We start from the raw sequence: 12,312 nt of genomic DNA, 5'->3' as shown, positions 1-12,312 counted from the left end.
GGTCTCTACCGCGAACGCAACACGGTCGAGCGGGCCATCAACAAGATGAAGGACTGGCGAGGCATCGCCACCCGTTACGACAAAACACCCGAGAGGCGATGGTCAGCAGGGCGGGGTCGAGGTCGATCCCGGTGACCGTGGCCTTGGGGAAGCGCTCCAGCAGCCGCTGCGCGATCGACCCCGTGCCGCAGGCGAGGTCCAGCACCCGGGCCTCGGCGCCGACGCAGGCCTCGACCATGTCGAGCATGACCCGGAACCGCTCCTCGCGGTCGGGCAGGTACCACTCCTGCTGCCGGTCCCAGCTGGTCTGCCAGGCGTTCCAGTCCGGGGCAGTTGCCATGCTCTCGGATGCCATGGTCTCGGACGTCTCGGACATCTTTCAGCTCCGCTCGTCGGATGCGCCGCGGCGACGCGGTCGCACATGCCTACGGGCCGGGCCCCTGCAAAGCGAACACATGTAATACCCTCGAAGCAGGACCGGCCATTACTGATCGATGCCCCGCACCATAGACCTCGCCGCGTAAGGACCACAAGTGGAACTGGCTTATTACTCGGACTACGCCGTGCGGCTGGTCAACACCGAAGAACCCGCACGCGGCACCGACACCCTCACCTCGCTCGACGCCGTCCGCGAGCTCTGCGGATCCAGCACCCAGATGGCCCGGCGGCTCACCGACGGCGACCTGACCCGGCTGCGCGCGGTACGGGTCCGGCTGCGCGCCGTCTTCGAGGCGGCGGACGAGGGCGACGAGGTCCGCGCGGTGGACCTGCTCAACGCGCTGATGATGGAGTTCCCCGTCAGCCCGCAGATCTCCGGCCACGAGCACCGCGACGAGGACGGCCGCCCCAAGTGGCACATGCACATCGCCGACCACGCGGCCAACGCCGGCGCCTCGTACACCGCCACCGCCTGCATGGGCCTGGCCGTCCACCTCACCGAGCTGGGCGTCGACCGGCTCGGCATCTGCCACGCCGCGCCCTGCCGCAACGCCTACCTCGACACCTCCACCAACCGCTCCCGCCGCTACTGCTCGGACCGCTGCGCCACCCGCGCGAACGTGGCCGCCTACCGGGCCCGCAAGCGCCTGGAGAACGCCCGCTCGGAGACCGCCCCCCGCAGCGGCCGCACCGCCGAGACCGCCCAGCGGGCCCAGGCCGCCACCGACCGCTGACCCCGCTCCGGCGGCCGGCGCAGCCGCAGCCGGGCCCGGGCCACCACGAGCTCCTCCGGCACCGCCCCGAACTCCCGGCTGTCGTTCTCCACCAGCGGGTTGTCCCCGGTCACCCACCAGCCGCCCGCGCGCCGCTCCACGGCGCGCTTGACGATCAGCAGGTCCTGCCGGAACGGGTGCCGCAGCACCACCACGTCCCCCGGCCGCACGGCCGCCCCGTACTGCACGAGCAGCTGGTCCCCGGGGTTCAGCGTCGGCACCATCGACGGGTTGTAGACCTCGGCCAGCCCGATCCGCAGCAGCCCGCGACGCTCGCGGTCCAGCTCCTGCCCGCGTTCGTCCAGTCGCACCTGCACCACGGCACCTCCGTCGTCCTCTCCGTCCACGGTCCCAGACTGTCACCGGCCTTTTGACCCAATCCCCCCGGGCCGCCCGGGAAAAGCCTTCCCGCACCGAGTAATCTCGCACCCGAGAAGACGATCACGAGGAAGGACAGCACATGCTTTCCCGCCTGTTCGCCCCCAAGGTGAAGGTCAGCGCCCACTGCGACCTCCCCTGCGGCGTGTACGACCCGGCCCAGGCCCGCATCGAGGCCGAGTCGGTCAAGGCAGTCCAGGAGAAGTACCAGGCCAACGAGGACCCCCACTTCCGCGCCCGCGCCACCATCATCAAGGAGCAGCGCGCGGAGCTGGCCAAGCACCACATCTCGGTGCTCTGGAGCGACTACTTCAAGGCCCCGCACTTCGAGAAGTACCCCCAGCTGCACCAGCTGGTCAACGACACCCTCAAGGCCCTGAGCGCCGCCAAGGCGTCGACGGACCCGAAGACGGGCGAGAAGGCTCTGGAACTCATCGCCGAGATCGACAAGATCTTCTGGGAGACCAAGAAGGCCTGATCTTGGCTTAGGCCGCTTGACCTGCGATTTCTTCGATCGCCTGGTCTGGCTGTCCGCACCCGGTCCGCAAACCGCCGAGCACGGCGTCCATGACGGACCGGGTGCGGTCTTCTTCACCCGGCCACAGGTGCGCGTAGATCCGCAGCGTGATGACGGCGGAGGCGTGGCCGAGGACCAGTTGCACCTGCTTGACGCTCGCCCCGCCCGCGATGAGCGCGGAGGCGAAGAAATGCCGCAGGTCGTGGGTCACCATGTGCGGCAGCTCGACGGGCTTGCGGCCCTCGCGCTCGTCTGCCTCGTTCTCTGCCTTGTGGAGGGCCCGGTGGGCACAGTTCCACTCGGTCTTCCAGCGGCGGTAATTGAGGGGTTCGCCCTCCTGCAATCGCGTCCTCGCCGACCCCGCCTGGACTGCCCTGGCCACAACCCTCGCCCGTGCCGAGACCGCCGGCCACAGCCCCCGGCGCCTCCTGGCCGAGGTCGGCACCCAACGAGACCTCGACAGCGCTGAGCACCCTGCCGAGGCCCTCAACTGGCGCATCACCACTCAGCCGAGCAGGCGCGCACAAGCGGCACGCAGGCGAAGCACCGTCAACGGCATACCGCCCATGTCCACCGTGCCGCCGCGATCTACGACCGCAACGGTGAACACAAGGCCCGACGGCCGCAGGCGAGCGGTCACCCGCCGGTGAGGTGTGCGGCCCGCTGTCGTAGCTGCTCCGCCTCGGCGACGCTCTTGTACCGCTCCAGCCGGACCCGCATGTTCTGGGCGGCATCGAGGACCTTCACGGAGCGGATGCCTTCCGCACAGTCGAGGAATTCGGTCCAGGTGGCCAGGGCTCCGTCGAGGTCGCCTTGGCGGAGGTGGATCTCGCCGAGGTGGCCGAGGACGCTGGCGCGGGACCGACGGCGGTCGAGGCCGTGGATCTCCAGGGCCTGGCGGAGGTGTTCCTCGGCGCCGTCGAGGTCGCCCATCTTGGCGTGGATCATCCCGGCCGTGTAGGCCCACCGGCCGTGGCTGAAGTGCGAGGCCCACGACTCGCCGGGCCCACTCGTCGCGCGTTCGATGGCGGTCTGGGACGTGGTGAGGGAGCGGGTGGCCAGCCGGCGGTCGCCGTCGAGGGCGGCGGCATCGGCGAGCGTGATCTCGTAGTAGGCAACCACCCGCGGGTCGCTGATGTCCTTGGCGTACTCCACGCACTTCTCGGACAGCCGTAGGGCGACCGCGCGGTGCTTGGGGCCGAGGTCCATGGTCTGAACGGCCAGGCCGCGCAAGGCGGTAGCAGCCAGCTCGGGGTCCTTGGCCTCGGCGGCGAGGCGGTAGGCGTGCGCATAGTACTGCTGGGCCCGGCCCTGGTGTTCGGGGTCGTTGCCCTCGTCCTGGGCCATCCAGCCTGCGAGGTGGACGAGCTGGGAGGTGGCGGCGAAGAGCTCTCGGCCCGTGGCCTCGGTGTACTTCCCGTTCAGCCACGGGGCCACGTCGTCGGTGAGATACCGGACGGCCAGGTGACGGGCATGGCCGCCACCGAGCTCGGCGGCGGCGTCGCCGAGGGCCTGGACCATCTGCTTGACGGCGGCTACTTCGCCCTTGCCGACCCGTACGGCTCCGGCCGAGGCCGAGCGGACGCGCCGGGTGATGGCATCGAGGTCGGGCAGCGCGAGCGCGCTGAGAGCGTATCCGCTGGTCGCGGCCAGGAACCTCCGGCGTTGCACGTCTCGCACCCCCAACTGGATGAGTGATCCCACGGTATCTGCGGGTTGCGGGCCGGGGTGATCTGATTCCGCCACTCCGGCCTGGTCTAACCCCAGTTCGAGAAGACGATCGATGTACGGCAGCCAGTACTCCGGCCGCCGCTGGGCTTCCATCCAGCGCCAAGCGGACTTGCGGTCGAGCCCTTTGGGGCCGCGTCCTTCGAGGATGCCCAGTCGGCGGGCCAACTGGGACGGTCCCCAGCCACGTTCCTCGCATGCCATGCGGATGCGTGCGGCCAGTTCCTTGTCACTGAGCGTCAGCGTCCTCACCGTGCCCCTCCTGCCCCGGGCCGGGCCCACACGGGCCCACGCAGGGCCCACGCTGGCCCACATCCTGCCCCCTCCCAACAGGGGGTGACTAGCCGTTCACTGATGTTGCACCCGCAAGGGCGGCCCTTGAGAGGTCGGCCAAGTACGGGTGTAGCAAGGCCCGTTGACGTGCGCCCACATAGGAGTGCACGGGACGGCGATGCAGAGGAAGAGGAGGTGGACACCATGGAGACAACCAAGGCCCCGGCCTACGTCGCGCCGGTGGTTCTGGACGCCGGTTCCGTCGCCAAGGTGACGCTCGGCACCAAGAACTTCGACACCGACGACGACACCCAGTACAAGACGGGCACCGGCAGCGGCAGCTGACCCGGTCCGCGAGGCCGGGTGCGGCCCCCACTCCGCACCCGGCTTTGCCCTTTGCGCAGCCGAACTTCGAGAAGGGGTGTGTGATGCGGTGGAGTGCGGGTTGGGAGGGCGGCCCGGCGGTGTGGCGGCCCCGGGCGGGAAGGCGGGTGCCGGGGCTGGGCGAGGTCTGGACGGCCGGGTGGCCCCAGGCCCAGGTCCGTACGGCCGGCGACGGTGCAGTCGCTCTGGCCGTCGTCGGGGTGTGCGGGGCCAGTGGGAATCAGCTGGAAGGCGCCCTGGGGTTGGTGCGGCATCGGCGGTGGCGGGAGCTGACGCGGTGGCCGGGCTCGTACCTGGTGGCCGCCCGCAGCGGCTCCGTGTTCGCGGTGATCGGTGACCTGTCCGGGCAGCATCCGGTGTTCTACCGGCGCGAGCCGACCGGGACGGTGTGGGCGACGTCGGCCACGGCCCTGGCCCGACTGGACGGGGCACCGGTCGATCCCGTCGCGCTCGCCGCCCATCTGGCCCTCGGCCAGCCCGACGTCCTCGCGGAGAAGAGCCTGTTCCGCAGCGTGCGCCGTGTCCCCTTCGGGCATCTGCTGGAGATCACCCCCGACGGAGCCCGCGTCGTGCGCTACGAGCCCGCCCAGGCCGAGCCGGCGGACCTGCGGGAAGCGGCGCCGGTGGTGCGGGCGGCGCTCGCCGAGGCCGTGGAAGCCCGCTTCGACGGCCGTCCGGTCAGCTCCGATCTGGCGGGCCTGGACTCCACCACGCTCGCCTGCCTGGCCGCCCGCCGCCAGAGCGTGACGGCCGTGACGTTCGCCGACGCTCGTCTGAAGGACGATGACCTCGCCTACGCGGCCCGCACGGCTGCCGCCGTCCCGGGCATCGACCACCACGCGGTCCCCGGTGGGAAGGAGACGGTCTACTACGCGGCCGTGGACGACATCACCGCCCTGCCAGTGACGGACGCCCCGAATGCCTACACGGTCACCGCCACCATCAAGCGGGCCGTCCTCGGCGCCGTCGTGGACCACCAGACGCCGGGGGTGCACTTCACCGGCTCGGCCGGAGACGGGCTGTTGTCCGCGCCGCCGGTCTACATCGCCGATCTGCTGCGGCGCCACCAGCACCGCCGAGCCTGGCAGCACGCCCAGGGGCACGCGCGGCTGCGGAACACTTCCGTGTGGGCCGTCCTAGCCCAGCATCGACCAGCCGCCCGCACCACGCTCGCCGACGAGTGGCGGCGCACGGCCGCCGAGCTCCAGACCGGGCCACGGCCGTGGATGCCACAGAACCGGCGGCCGGCGGCCTGGTCGCCACTACTGGCCACGGCCGACTGGATGACCGGCAACGCCCGCCATCAGCTCGCCGCCGCCCTCACCAACGCGGCCGACCAGCTCACCGAGGCGCCCGCGAGCCTCGCGGCCTGGTCGGAAGAGCAGGACCTCGCCCGCGTCGGGACCGACGTCAACGGCTGGCGGGAGCTGGCCCAGTCCGAGTACGGCATGGAGCTGGCCGCCCCCTACCTCGACAACGAAGTCCGCAGGGCCTGCCTCGCCGTGCCCGCCGAGGTCCGCGGAACCCCCGGCCGGTTCAAGGCCCTGCTCACCGAAGCCTTCACCTGCAGCGGCATCGTGCCCGGCTTCGTACTGAACCGGCGGACCAAGGGCGGCTTCAGCGGCGTCTCCTACGCCGGGCTCGTCGAGCACGCCCCGGTCATCCGCCGCTTGCTCGGCTCCTCCTCCAGGCTCGGCGCCATGGGGCTGATCACCGAGGAACCGGTGGCGGCGATGCTCACGTGGGCGGCGGCCGGGCTCCCACTGGCGAAGGGCGCCCTGCACCTGGCCGTGGCAGCCGAGGTGTGGCTGCGGCAGCTCGAACAGCCCGTGACCTGGTGGGAGGAGAAGTGGCATGTGGCAGCTGCGTGACGGAGCCCACCCGGTGCTGACGGACGAGGGCGGGGCCATCCTCAGCGAACGCACCGGCCGCTGGACCTACCTGACGCCCACTGCGTCCGCGGCGGTGCTGTTCCTGCTGGCCGGCAACGACGAGGACCAGGCCGCCGGGCAGTACGCCGCCGCCTACGGCCTGCCCCGGCAACAGGCCGCCGCCGACGTCCGCGCGGTGTCCGACGAACTCGCCGCGCAGGGCATCGCGGGGACGGCTGTGGCCCGCCGCCGACGGGGGTGGCGGCGGTGACCACCATGGAGTCGTTCTCCACCGCCCGCACCGGACCGTTCCGTGACCGCCTCGCCGCCGCCATCGGACTCGCCCTGGCCCTGGTCCTGTTGGCCCTGCCGTTCCGGCACACCGTCCGAGCCGCCCGGTGGGCCCGACGCGCCGGCCGACGCCCCCTCGGCCGGGAACGGGCCGAGGACCTGGTCGCCGCCGTGCGGCACACCGGCCGCCTGTGGCCCGTCCGGGCCGCCTGCATGGAAACCAGCCTCGGCGCCATGCTCGCCGCCGCTCTCCTCGGCCGCCGCCTCGACTGGTGCCTGGGGGTGCGCTTCTCCCCGCCGCCCACCGAGTACCACGCCTGGGCATCTCTCCCCGACGACGGCCCGGTCGGCGAGTACACCGAGGCCGGATGGCACCACTACGTGGCCCTGACGATCTAAACCCGTCAACCCTCCACGTCAACGCGGCGATTCGCGTGTCCCCCAAACGCAAGCGCCCGTTGAGGAACGCGTCCTGCCCCCACGCCCAAGGAGTCAACTCCCATGACCACCACCGTCGCCCCCGCCGTCGCCCAGGCTGCCGCAAAAGTCCCCGAGCGGCACTACACCCACAACGAGGCGAGGGGCGAGACCATCCACCGCACCAACCCGACCTTCGTCCGCCGGGACTTGTCCTTCCTCGACGTCGAAGCGGGCATGCGCGTCCTGGAGATCGGCACCGGCTCCGGGCTGACCGGCGGCCTGCTCGCCGAACTGGTCGGCCGGACCGGGCACATCGTCTCCCTCGACATCGACCCGTTCCTGACCCGCTGGGCGAACCACATCCACGACGCCCGCGGGATCGGCAACATCCGCTGCCACGCGGTCAACGGCACCGACGGATTCCCCGAGAAGGCGCCGTTCCACCGCCTGGGCGCCTGGTGCACCCCGCCCCGGCTGCCGAAGACGTGGGTGGAACAGGTCAACGACGGCGGCCTGATCGTCGCCACCCTGCCGATCGCCCCCGTGCCGAACCTCGTGGTCGGCGCCACGATCCGCATCACCGACGGCTGCCCCTACGTCGAACAGGTCTTCCCCGGCGCCTACATCGAGACCGCCGGCTCGCCCCGCAGCACCTTCGCCGTCCCGCCCCGCTGGGTGGACTGGGAGAACCGGATCCCCGCCACCTCGTGGATCTCGGTCGCCTGGCGCGACCAGGACGACTGGAAGAACTCCGCCGCCCACGCCACCCTCGACCGGCTCCTCGACCCCGGCCACACCGAGCAGTACCAGGGCGAGACCATCGACTGGTCCAGCCTGCGACTGTGGCTGGCCGCCACCGGGACACGGCTGACCATGACCGAACTGACCGAAGACGTCCCCGCCCTCGGGCACTCCACCCGCCACTCGGTCGCCGTGATCCAGGAAAACGGCACGATCCTCGCCGACTCCGCCGACTCCGGCTCCCTGACCGTCCTGCGCGGCTGGCTCGCCGCCTGGGACGACGCCGGGCGCCCCGGCCTTGACGCTTACACACCCACCCTCGTGCCCGACATGAACGCCGACGTCCCCGGCTGGGACCTCCGCCTCAGCCGATAGCAGCTGGCCAGCCCAGAACACCTTCGGCGGCCGGAGAGAAGACCGCGGGTCGCGCCTCCTCACCGCAGATGAGGAGGCGCGACCCGCATTGTCCGCCACCACAAGCCCGCCTGGCTCACCCACGGGCAACTCACCGGATACAGCGATCGGTTGTCGTACCCCGCGACTCACTCGTCCGCTGGGACCCCGTGGAGTACAAGCGCGTCCACGCCCTCACATACGCCGACCTCGGCGACAGTCTCGCCGCCCAGACCCGCGCCGACGAGGCCGTTTCCGCCTGGAACGAGGCCCTCACGTTGACGGAGGGCATGACCTCGACCGCACCCGCAAGGCGATCACCTCCATCCGATCAGCCCTGGCGGTCTGCCAACGGCGCAAAGTGCCCGGCGCTGCCGAACTCGCCCGTCGCGCCCGAGAGGTGCTCGCCTAACATGCCCACCAACCCGGCCGACGAAGGGATCACCGTGGCTCAGCCGACAACCGATGACCAGCCCGAGGCTCTCAAGCCCGCTTTGGAGTCCATGACCCTGTTGGTCGCCGCCGTCATCGTCCACGACAAGGCCACCAACCACGTCGTCCTCCTCCAGCGCAGTGACCGGGCCAAATTCGCCAAGGGCAAGTGGGACCTCCCCGTCGGCAAGAGCGAGCCCGGCGAGCCGATCACCGAGACGGCCGTCCGGGAGCTGTACGAAGAGACCGGTCTGACCGTGAAACCGGAGGCGCTCAAGGTCGCCCACATCATCCACGGCGCCTGGGGCGTGGAGGCCCCCAACGGCTTCCTCACCGTCGTCTTCGTCGCCTATGAGTGGTCCGGCGAGCCCGAGAACCGCGAACCGCGCAAGCACGCCCAGGTTCGTTGGGTCGATGCCGACACCATCCCCGAGGAGTTCGTGGAGACCACCGCCAGCGCCCTCCACCGCTACCTCAGCGGCGGGCCCCAGGTCTCGCTGGACGGCTGGAAGTAGGCGATTGTGAGGGCACGACGCAGTGACCTCGCCAGGGCGCGTCCGATGGGTCAGCCCTGAGGAAGGTCCCAGGCGGCGCGGGTGACCGTGGGGTAGCAGGGGAAGGTCTTGTCGAGCCCTGCCGTGGTCAGCAGGAGGTGCACCGAGGGGTGTGTGTAGGAGAGCCGGATCCAGCCGCCGCCCTCGTGGAGCTCCGCCCGGGTGGGACAGATGACGGCCAACAGGGCGCAGTCCGCGAAGGTGACTTCCGTGAGGTCGAGGATGACGCGGGGTGGCCGGGCGGCCGAACGCAGGGCCTGGAGGAGTTCGTTCGCCACCGTCGGCATGGTGCGCAGGTCGAGCTCGCCGGAAGCGGTGACCAGTTGGTATGGGGTCTGCTTTTTGCTCCGCTGGAACAGATAGACGTCTGACATGTCGCTGTCGCCCCCTGCGTGGATCGTGCGCTGGATCTGCGATGTCTGCACGCCGGGGGCTGGGGCGTTCGGTCAGCAGGGTGCCACTGCCGCGGGGCGGGCAGGCGGCAGAGTACGCATTCTGCGGTCTCATGACCAAAGCCCTTTGCTACTTGGCATTACCTGTCGATATTTGTCGGGTGATCGTGGAGGAGGAGGTGGCCGAGAGCTGGCGTAGCTCGCTGTCGTCCCTTCCGCTACATTGAGCGCACGGCACCGTGGCCTGTTGCGGGTGCTCGATGAGCCCGACCATCAAAGCGTGAGGGCATGATCAGTGCCGCATGACCGAGATTCTGTGTTGCCTGTACAGCGCGGACCGCGGTGATCTTTCCGCGTGATCGCCGAAACGCCGGACACCGACGGCTCGACGGATTCCATCGCGCTGGGGACAGCGACTCCCCCGAGTCCCTGTGCTCCACCGACGCCATGGTCGCCATTCTCGCCGAGCTACAGCTCGCGCTCAACGAGGGTCCCGAGCCTGGACGCCTGCGCCTCGACGGTGTTGGTGTCCGCCTCGGTCCGCTCAGACCGTCGGCCCCTGCTGCTGCGTGCCGTCGCTGAGCTCGCGGTGGCCGCGGCCTTCCGTTTCCCGCTGGGCCTCGGAACCGCCCGGATCTGCACCCTGACCGTGGTGCGTTCACGCCCCGGCCCGCTGTCCCCCTGAGCAGATGGATGATGCACTTGCCCTGGCCCCCGCGCTCACCAGGCTGTTCCTCGACGGTTCCAACGATCCTGCGGCCCCGCTGCCGGTCAAAGCGCCGGGCACATGGCAGCGGGCAGGCCAGCGTCCAGCTGTCCGTGCCGCCGGCAACGGCGCTGCTGCACCTGCGGGTGACCGCCTTCAGCCACAACGAGTCGCTCACCGAACCGGCCCGGGCCGTCGTCTCCCGCCGACTGCGGTTCGACGACCCTTCCGACAGGACAACAGCGCCCGATGAGAGCAAGGATTGAGGAGAATGTCCCGCCAACAACAGGTAACTGAAGTATTCGTAGAGCTGGCAGATACCTTGGTCGACGACTTCGACGTCATCGAGTTCCTCCAGAGACTGTCCGCCCGGTGCGTGACCCTTCTGGATGTCTCGGCTGCCGGGATCCTGCTCGCGGACCCTCACGACAGGCTGCAGATCGTCGCAGCGTCCGACGAGAACACCAGGCTGCTGGAGCTGTTCGCCCTCCAGCACGACCAGGGCCCCTGCGTGGAGTGCTACGCCCGGGGCACCGCCCGGCTCGACATCGATCTGGCCGGTCCGTCCATGCTGGAGCAATGGCCCCAGTTCACGCACCGGGCACGGGAGGCCGGCTTTGCCTCCGCCCATGCCCTCCCGCTGCGGCTGCGGCAGCACGTGGTGGGAGCACTGAACCTGTTCCACACCGGATCCTCGATGCTGGGCAGCGAGAACTCCGCCCTGGCCCAGGCACTGGCGGACATCGCCACCATCGGCATCCTGCAACAGCGCACCCTGGAGCAGTCCCAGACCGAACGGAGCCAACTGCAGGCGGCCCTCACCAGTCGCGTCGTCATCGAGCAGGCCAAGGGTGTCATAGCCGAGCGCTGGGGCACTTCCCCCGACCGGGCCTTCACCTCGATCCGCTCCTACGCTCGCGCCCATCAGTTGCAAATCTCCGAACTCGCCCGCCGGATCGTCACCGGAGAGGTACCCGGCCTGCTCATGCCCGCCAACGGCTGACACGACGGCAGCAAGGGCCGGTTCACCGCCACGCCCGCACAAAGAGCGTGCCGGGGCGTGGGGCAGTACCGCGGCCGCCACAGCCACCGGCCAGTTGTACGTCAGCAGATGTCCCGCGGGGACGGACCGCCTCGAAGCGGCCCTCCAGGCCGGCGAGGGTGCACTGCAACCGGATCCGGCAGCGCCCGGGCCAGAGAGCCGGTGGATGCTGCTGCCGAGCAGGGGTCTCCTGTCAGGGTTTTCTGCCGGGGAGTTGAGGGTTGCCGGATATGTACGGCAACCCGGCTGCACCGGCTGGAGACAGGGCTCGCAGACCGGGTTGCCGGATCGCGCCTGCTGATGCACTGTGCTTCGTAACAGTGTCCGTACAAGCTGAAAGGGTCGGCCGCCGCCGGGAGGAGAACCGATGGCTGACGGCGGCCGGGCACCGGGGGGCGGGGCTCCTTTCCCCGCGCCCCGGCACGATCCGCCCTTCCTGGAAGACGCCGGCGCCACGCGGGAGACACCTGCCGAGCGCTCGGGGAGGGCGGAGCCGGAGCCGCATGTGCGCTGCCGGGCGCGGCTCCGACCGTCCTGGGAGGTATGGCCTCGGGGTCTGGGAGAGCCGGGCCGGACAGCTGGCTGCCTGGTCCTGCGGTGGAGGCTAGAGCGCTCCGGCACAGCGGGCAAGCACTGGGCCGGATTTCGCCCTGCGGACGGTGCCGATTGAGACAACACGTAGGAGCTGGTGCCGCTTGCCGCTCCGTTCTGCCATGGCGTTGATGAGATACGTGGTGAGACCGCCGAATATGACGACAGAGATCGTCACGAGCTGCTCGCCGACCCCCGCTTAGGGCGTGTCCGATGGGTCAGCACACAGTCCGCAGGACACCCGCTTGCGACCGTCGGACACCATCGCCAGCAATCACGAAAAGACCAGGTCAGCGACCTGCAACGGAGATCGCTACAGGTCGCCGCCCCGCCCCGTTACTGGGAGACCAAGAAGGCCTGACACCTTCGCGGTGGCCTTGATTCCGCC

General features: G+C 70.3%; 13 protein-coding genes and 5 pseudogenes. 13 read left to right on the top strand and 5 right to left on the bottom strand.

Annotated elements, in window-relative coordinates:
• Positions 1 to 93, top strand: a pseudogene (locus tag ACWD4B_RS04385) (IS5/IS1182 family transposase); the annotation flags it as partial.
• Here the strand turns inward: ACWD4B_RS04385 and ACWD4B_RS04380 are convergent.
• Positions 83 to 355: pseudogene (locus tag ACWD4B_RS04380) on the bottom strand (class I SAM-dependent methyltransferase); the annotation flags it as partial. The pseudogenes ACWD4B_RS04385 and ACWD4B_RS04380 overlap by 11 nt on opposite strands.
• Positions 356 to 533: 178 nt before the next feature.
• On the opposite strand from ACWD4B_RS04380, the gene ACWD4B_RS04375 reads away from it, so the two are divergent.
• Positions 534 to 1,172 carry a CGNR zinc finger domain-containing protein gene (locus tag ACWD4B_RS04375; RefSeq protein WP_451419325.1) on the top strand — a complete coding sequence of 213 codons (639 nt, stop codon included), beginning with the start codon at positions 534 to 536 and terminating at the stop codon, positions 1,170 to 1,172.
• On the opposite strand, the gene sodX is transcribed toward ACWD4B_RS04375, so the two are convergent.
• On the bottom strand, positions 1,067 to 1,528 hold the full coding sequence (gene sodX, locus ACWD4B_RS04370; RefSeq protein ID WP_451419333.1) for a nickel-type superoxide dismutase maturation protease: 462 nt from the start codon (positions 1,526 to 1,528) through the stop codon (positions 1,067 to 1,069). The two genes, ACWD4B_RS04375 and sodX, sit on opposite strands and share 106 nt — an antisense overlap.
• A gap of 143 nt (positions 1,529 to 1,671) precedes the next feature.
• On the opposite strand from sodX, the gene sodN reads away from it, so the two are divergent.
• Positions 1,672 to 2,067 carry a superoxide dismutase, Ni gene (gene sodN / locus ACWD4B_RS04365; protein ID WP_451419324.1) on the top strand — a complete coding sequence of 132 codons (396 nt, stop codon included), beginning with the start codon at positions 1,672 to 1,674 and terminating at the stop codon, positions 2,065 to 2,067.
• Between the two features lie 7 nt (positions 2,068 to 2,074).
• Here the strand turns inward: sodN and ACWD4B_RS04360 are convergent.
• Positions 2,075 to 2,449: pseudogene (locus tag ACWD4B_RS04360) on the bottom strand (tyrosine-type recombinase/integrase); the annotation flags it as partial.
• Here ACWD4B_RS04360 and ACWD4B_RS04355 point away from each other — a divergent pair.
• A pseudogene (locus ACWD4B_RS04355) lies at positions 2,448 to 2,756 on the top strand (relaxase/mobilization nuclease domain-containing protein); the annotation flags it as partial. The pseudogenes ACWD4B_RS04360 and ACWD4B_RS04355 sit on opposite strands and share 2 nt — an antisense overlap.
• On the opposite strand, the gene ACWD4B_RS04350 reads toward ACWD4B_RS04355, so the two are convergent.
• The gene (locus ACWD4B_RS04350; protein WP_451419323.1) at positions 2,743 to 4,086 is read right to left on the bottom strand and encodes a tetratricopeptide repeat protein; all 1,344 of its coding nucleotides are present in this window, start codon (positions 4,084 to 4,086) and stop codon (positions 2,743 to 2,745) included. The pseudogene ACWD4B_RS04355 and the gene ACWD4B_RS04350 sit on opposite strands and share 14 nt — an antisense overlap.
• A 225-nt stretch (positions 4,087 to 4,311) precedes the next feature.
• Here ACWD4B_RS04350 and ACWD4B_RS04345 point away from each other — a divergent pair, with 225 nt between their 5' ends.
• From ACWD4B_RS04345 to ACWD4B_RS04315, 7 genes and pseudogenes are all read left to right on the top strand, one after another.
• Positions 4,312 to 4,452 carry a lasso RiPP family leader peptide-containing protein gene (locus tag ACWD4B_RS04345; protein WP_107431004.1) on the top strand — a complete coding sequence of 47 codons (141 nt, stop codon included), beginning with the start codon at positions 4,312 to 4,314 and terminating at the stop codon, positions 4,450 to 4,452.
• 83 nt (positions 4,453 to 4,535) lie between these two features.
• Entirely contained in the window at positions 4,536 to 6,362 is a 1,827-nt protein-coding gene (locus ACWD4B_RS04340; RefSeq protein WP_451419322.1) for an albusnodin/ikarugamycin family macrolactam cyclase, read from the top strand.
• Positions 6,346 to 6,633, top strand: a complete 288-nt coding sequence (locus tag ACWD4B_RS04335) for a PqqD family peptide modification chaperone (RefSeq protein WP_451419321.1) — start codon at positions 6,346 to 6,348, stop codon at positions 6,631 to 6,633. The genes ACWD4B_RS04340 and ACWD4B_RS04335 overlap by 17 nt, the downstream gene beginning before the upstream one ends.
• A 5-nt stretch (positions 6,634 to 6,638) precedes the next feature.
• On the top strand, positions 6,639 to 7,052 hold the full coding sequence (locus tag ACWD4B_RS04330; protein WP_451419332.1) for a lasso peptide biosynthesis B2 protein: 414 nt from the start codon (positions 6,639 to 6,641) through the stop codon (positions 7,050 to 7,052).
• A gap of 102 nt (positions 7,053 to 7,154) precedes the next feature.
• Positions 7,155 to 8,189 carry a protein-L-isoaspartate O-methyltransferase family protein gene (locus tag ACWD4B_RS04325; protein ID WP_451419320.1) on the top strand — a complete coding sequence of 345 codons (1,035 nt, stop codon included), beginning with the start codon at positions 7,155 to 7,157 and terminating at the stop codon, positions 8,187 to 8,189.
• Positions 8,190 to 8,350: 161 nt separating this feature from the next.
• Positions 8,351 to 8,619: pseudogene (locus ACWD4B_RS04320) on the top strand (tetratricopeptide repeat protein); the annotation flags it as partial.
• A 1-nt stretch (position 8,620) separates the two neighbouring features.
• On the top strand, positions 8,621 to 9,154 hold the full coding sequence (locus ACWD4B_RS04315; RefSeq protein WP_451419319.1) for an NUDIX domain-containing protein: 534 nt from the start codon (positions 8,621 to 8,623) through the stop codon (positions 9,152 to 9,154).
• Positions 9,155 to 9,204: 50 nt separating this feature from the next.
• Here the strand turns inward: ACWD4B_RS04315 and ACWD4B_RS04310 are convergent, their stop codons facing one another.
• Positions 9,205 to 9,567 carry an STAS domain-containing protein gene (locus ACWD4B_RS04310; RefSeq protein WP_451419318.1) on the bottom strand — a complete coding sequence of 121 codons (363 nt, stop codon included), beginning with the start codon at positions 9,565 to 9,567 and terminating at the stop codon, positions 9,205 to 9,207.
• A gap of 837 nt (positions 9,568 to 10,404) precedes the next feature.
• On the opposite strand from ACWD4B_RS04310, the gene ACWD4B_RS04305 reads away from it, so the two are divergent.
• Entirely contained in the window at positions 10,405 to 10,557 is a 153-nt protein-coding gene (locus ACWD4B_RS04305; RefSeq protein ID WP_451419317.1) for a hypothetical protein, read from the top strand.
• 5 nt (positions 10,558 to 10,562) lie between these two features.
• Positions 10,563 to 11,294: a GAF and ANTAR domain-containing protein gene (locus ACWD4B_RS04300; RefSeq protein ID WP_451419316.1), complete on the top strand. Its 732-nt coding sequence runs from the start codon at positions 10,563 to 10,565 to the stop codon at positions 11,292 to 11,294.
• The last annotated feature ends 1,018 nt before the right edge of the window (positions 11,295 to 12,312 follow it).

Source organism: Streptomyces sp. NPDC002536 (assembly GCF_053594995.1).
This window is presented reverse-complemented; position numbering and strand designations above follow the sequence as displayed.

Coding starts and splice junctions, on each gene's coding strand:
- sodN (WP_451419324.1), top strand. CDS start 1,672: ATGCTTTCCCGCCTGTTCGCCCCCAAGGTGAAGGTCAGCGCCCACTGC.
- ACWD4B_RS04345 (WP_107431004.1), top strand. CDS start 4,312: ATGGAGACAACCAAGGCCCCGGCCTACGTCGCGCCGGTGGTTCTGGAC.
- ACWD4B_RS04340 (WP_451419322.1), top strand. CDS start 4,536: ATGCGGTGGAGTGCGGGTTGGGAGGGCGGCCCGGCGGTGTGGCGGCCC.
- ACWD4B_RS04335 (WP_451419321.1), top strand. CDS start 6,346: ATGTGGCAGCTGCGTGACGGAGCCCACCCGGTGCTGACGGACGAGGGC.
- ACWD4B_RS04330 (WP_451419332.1), top strand. CDS start 6,639: ATGGAGTCGTTCTCCACCGCCCGCACCGGACCGTTCCGTGACCGCCTC.
- ACWD4B_RS04325 (WP_451419320.1), top strand. CDS start 7,155: ATGACCACCACCGTCGCCCCCGCCGTCGCCCAGGCTGCCGCAAAAGTC.
- ACWD4B_RS04315 (WP_451419319.1), top strand. CDS start 8,621: ATGCCCACCAACCCGGCCGACGAAGGGATCACCGTGGCTCAGCCGACA.
- ACWD4B_RS04310 (WP_451419318.1), bottom strand. CDS start 9,567: ATGTCAGACGTCTATCTGTTCCAGCGGAGCAAAAAGCAGACCCCATAC.
- ACWD4B_RS04300 (WP_451419316.1), top strand. CDS start 10,563: ATGTCCCGCCAACAACAGGTAACTGAAGTATTCGTAGAGCTGGCAGAT.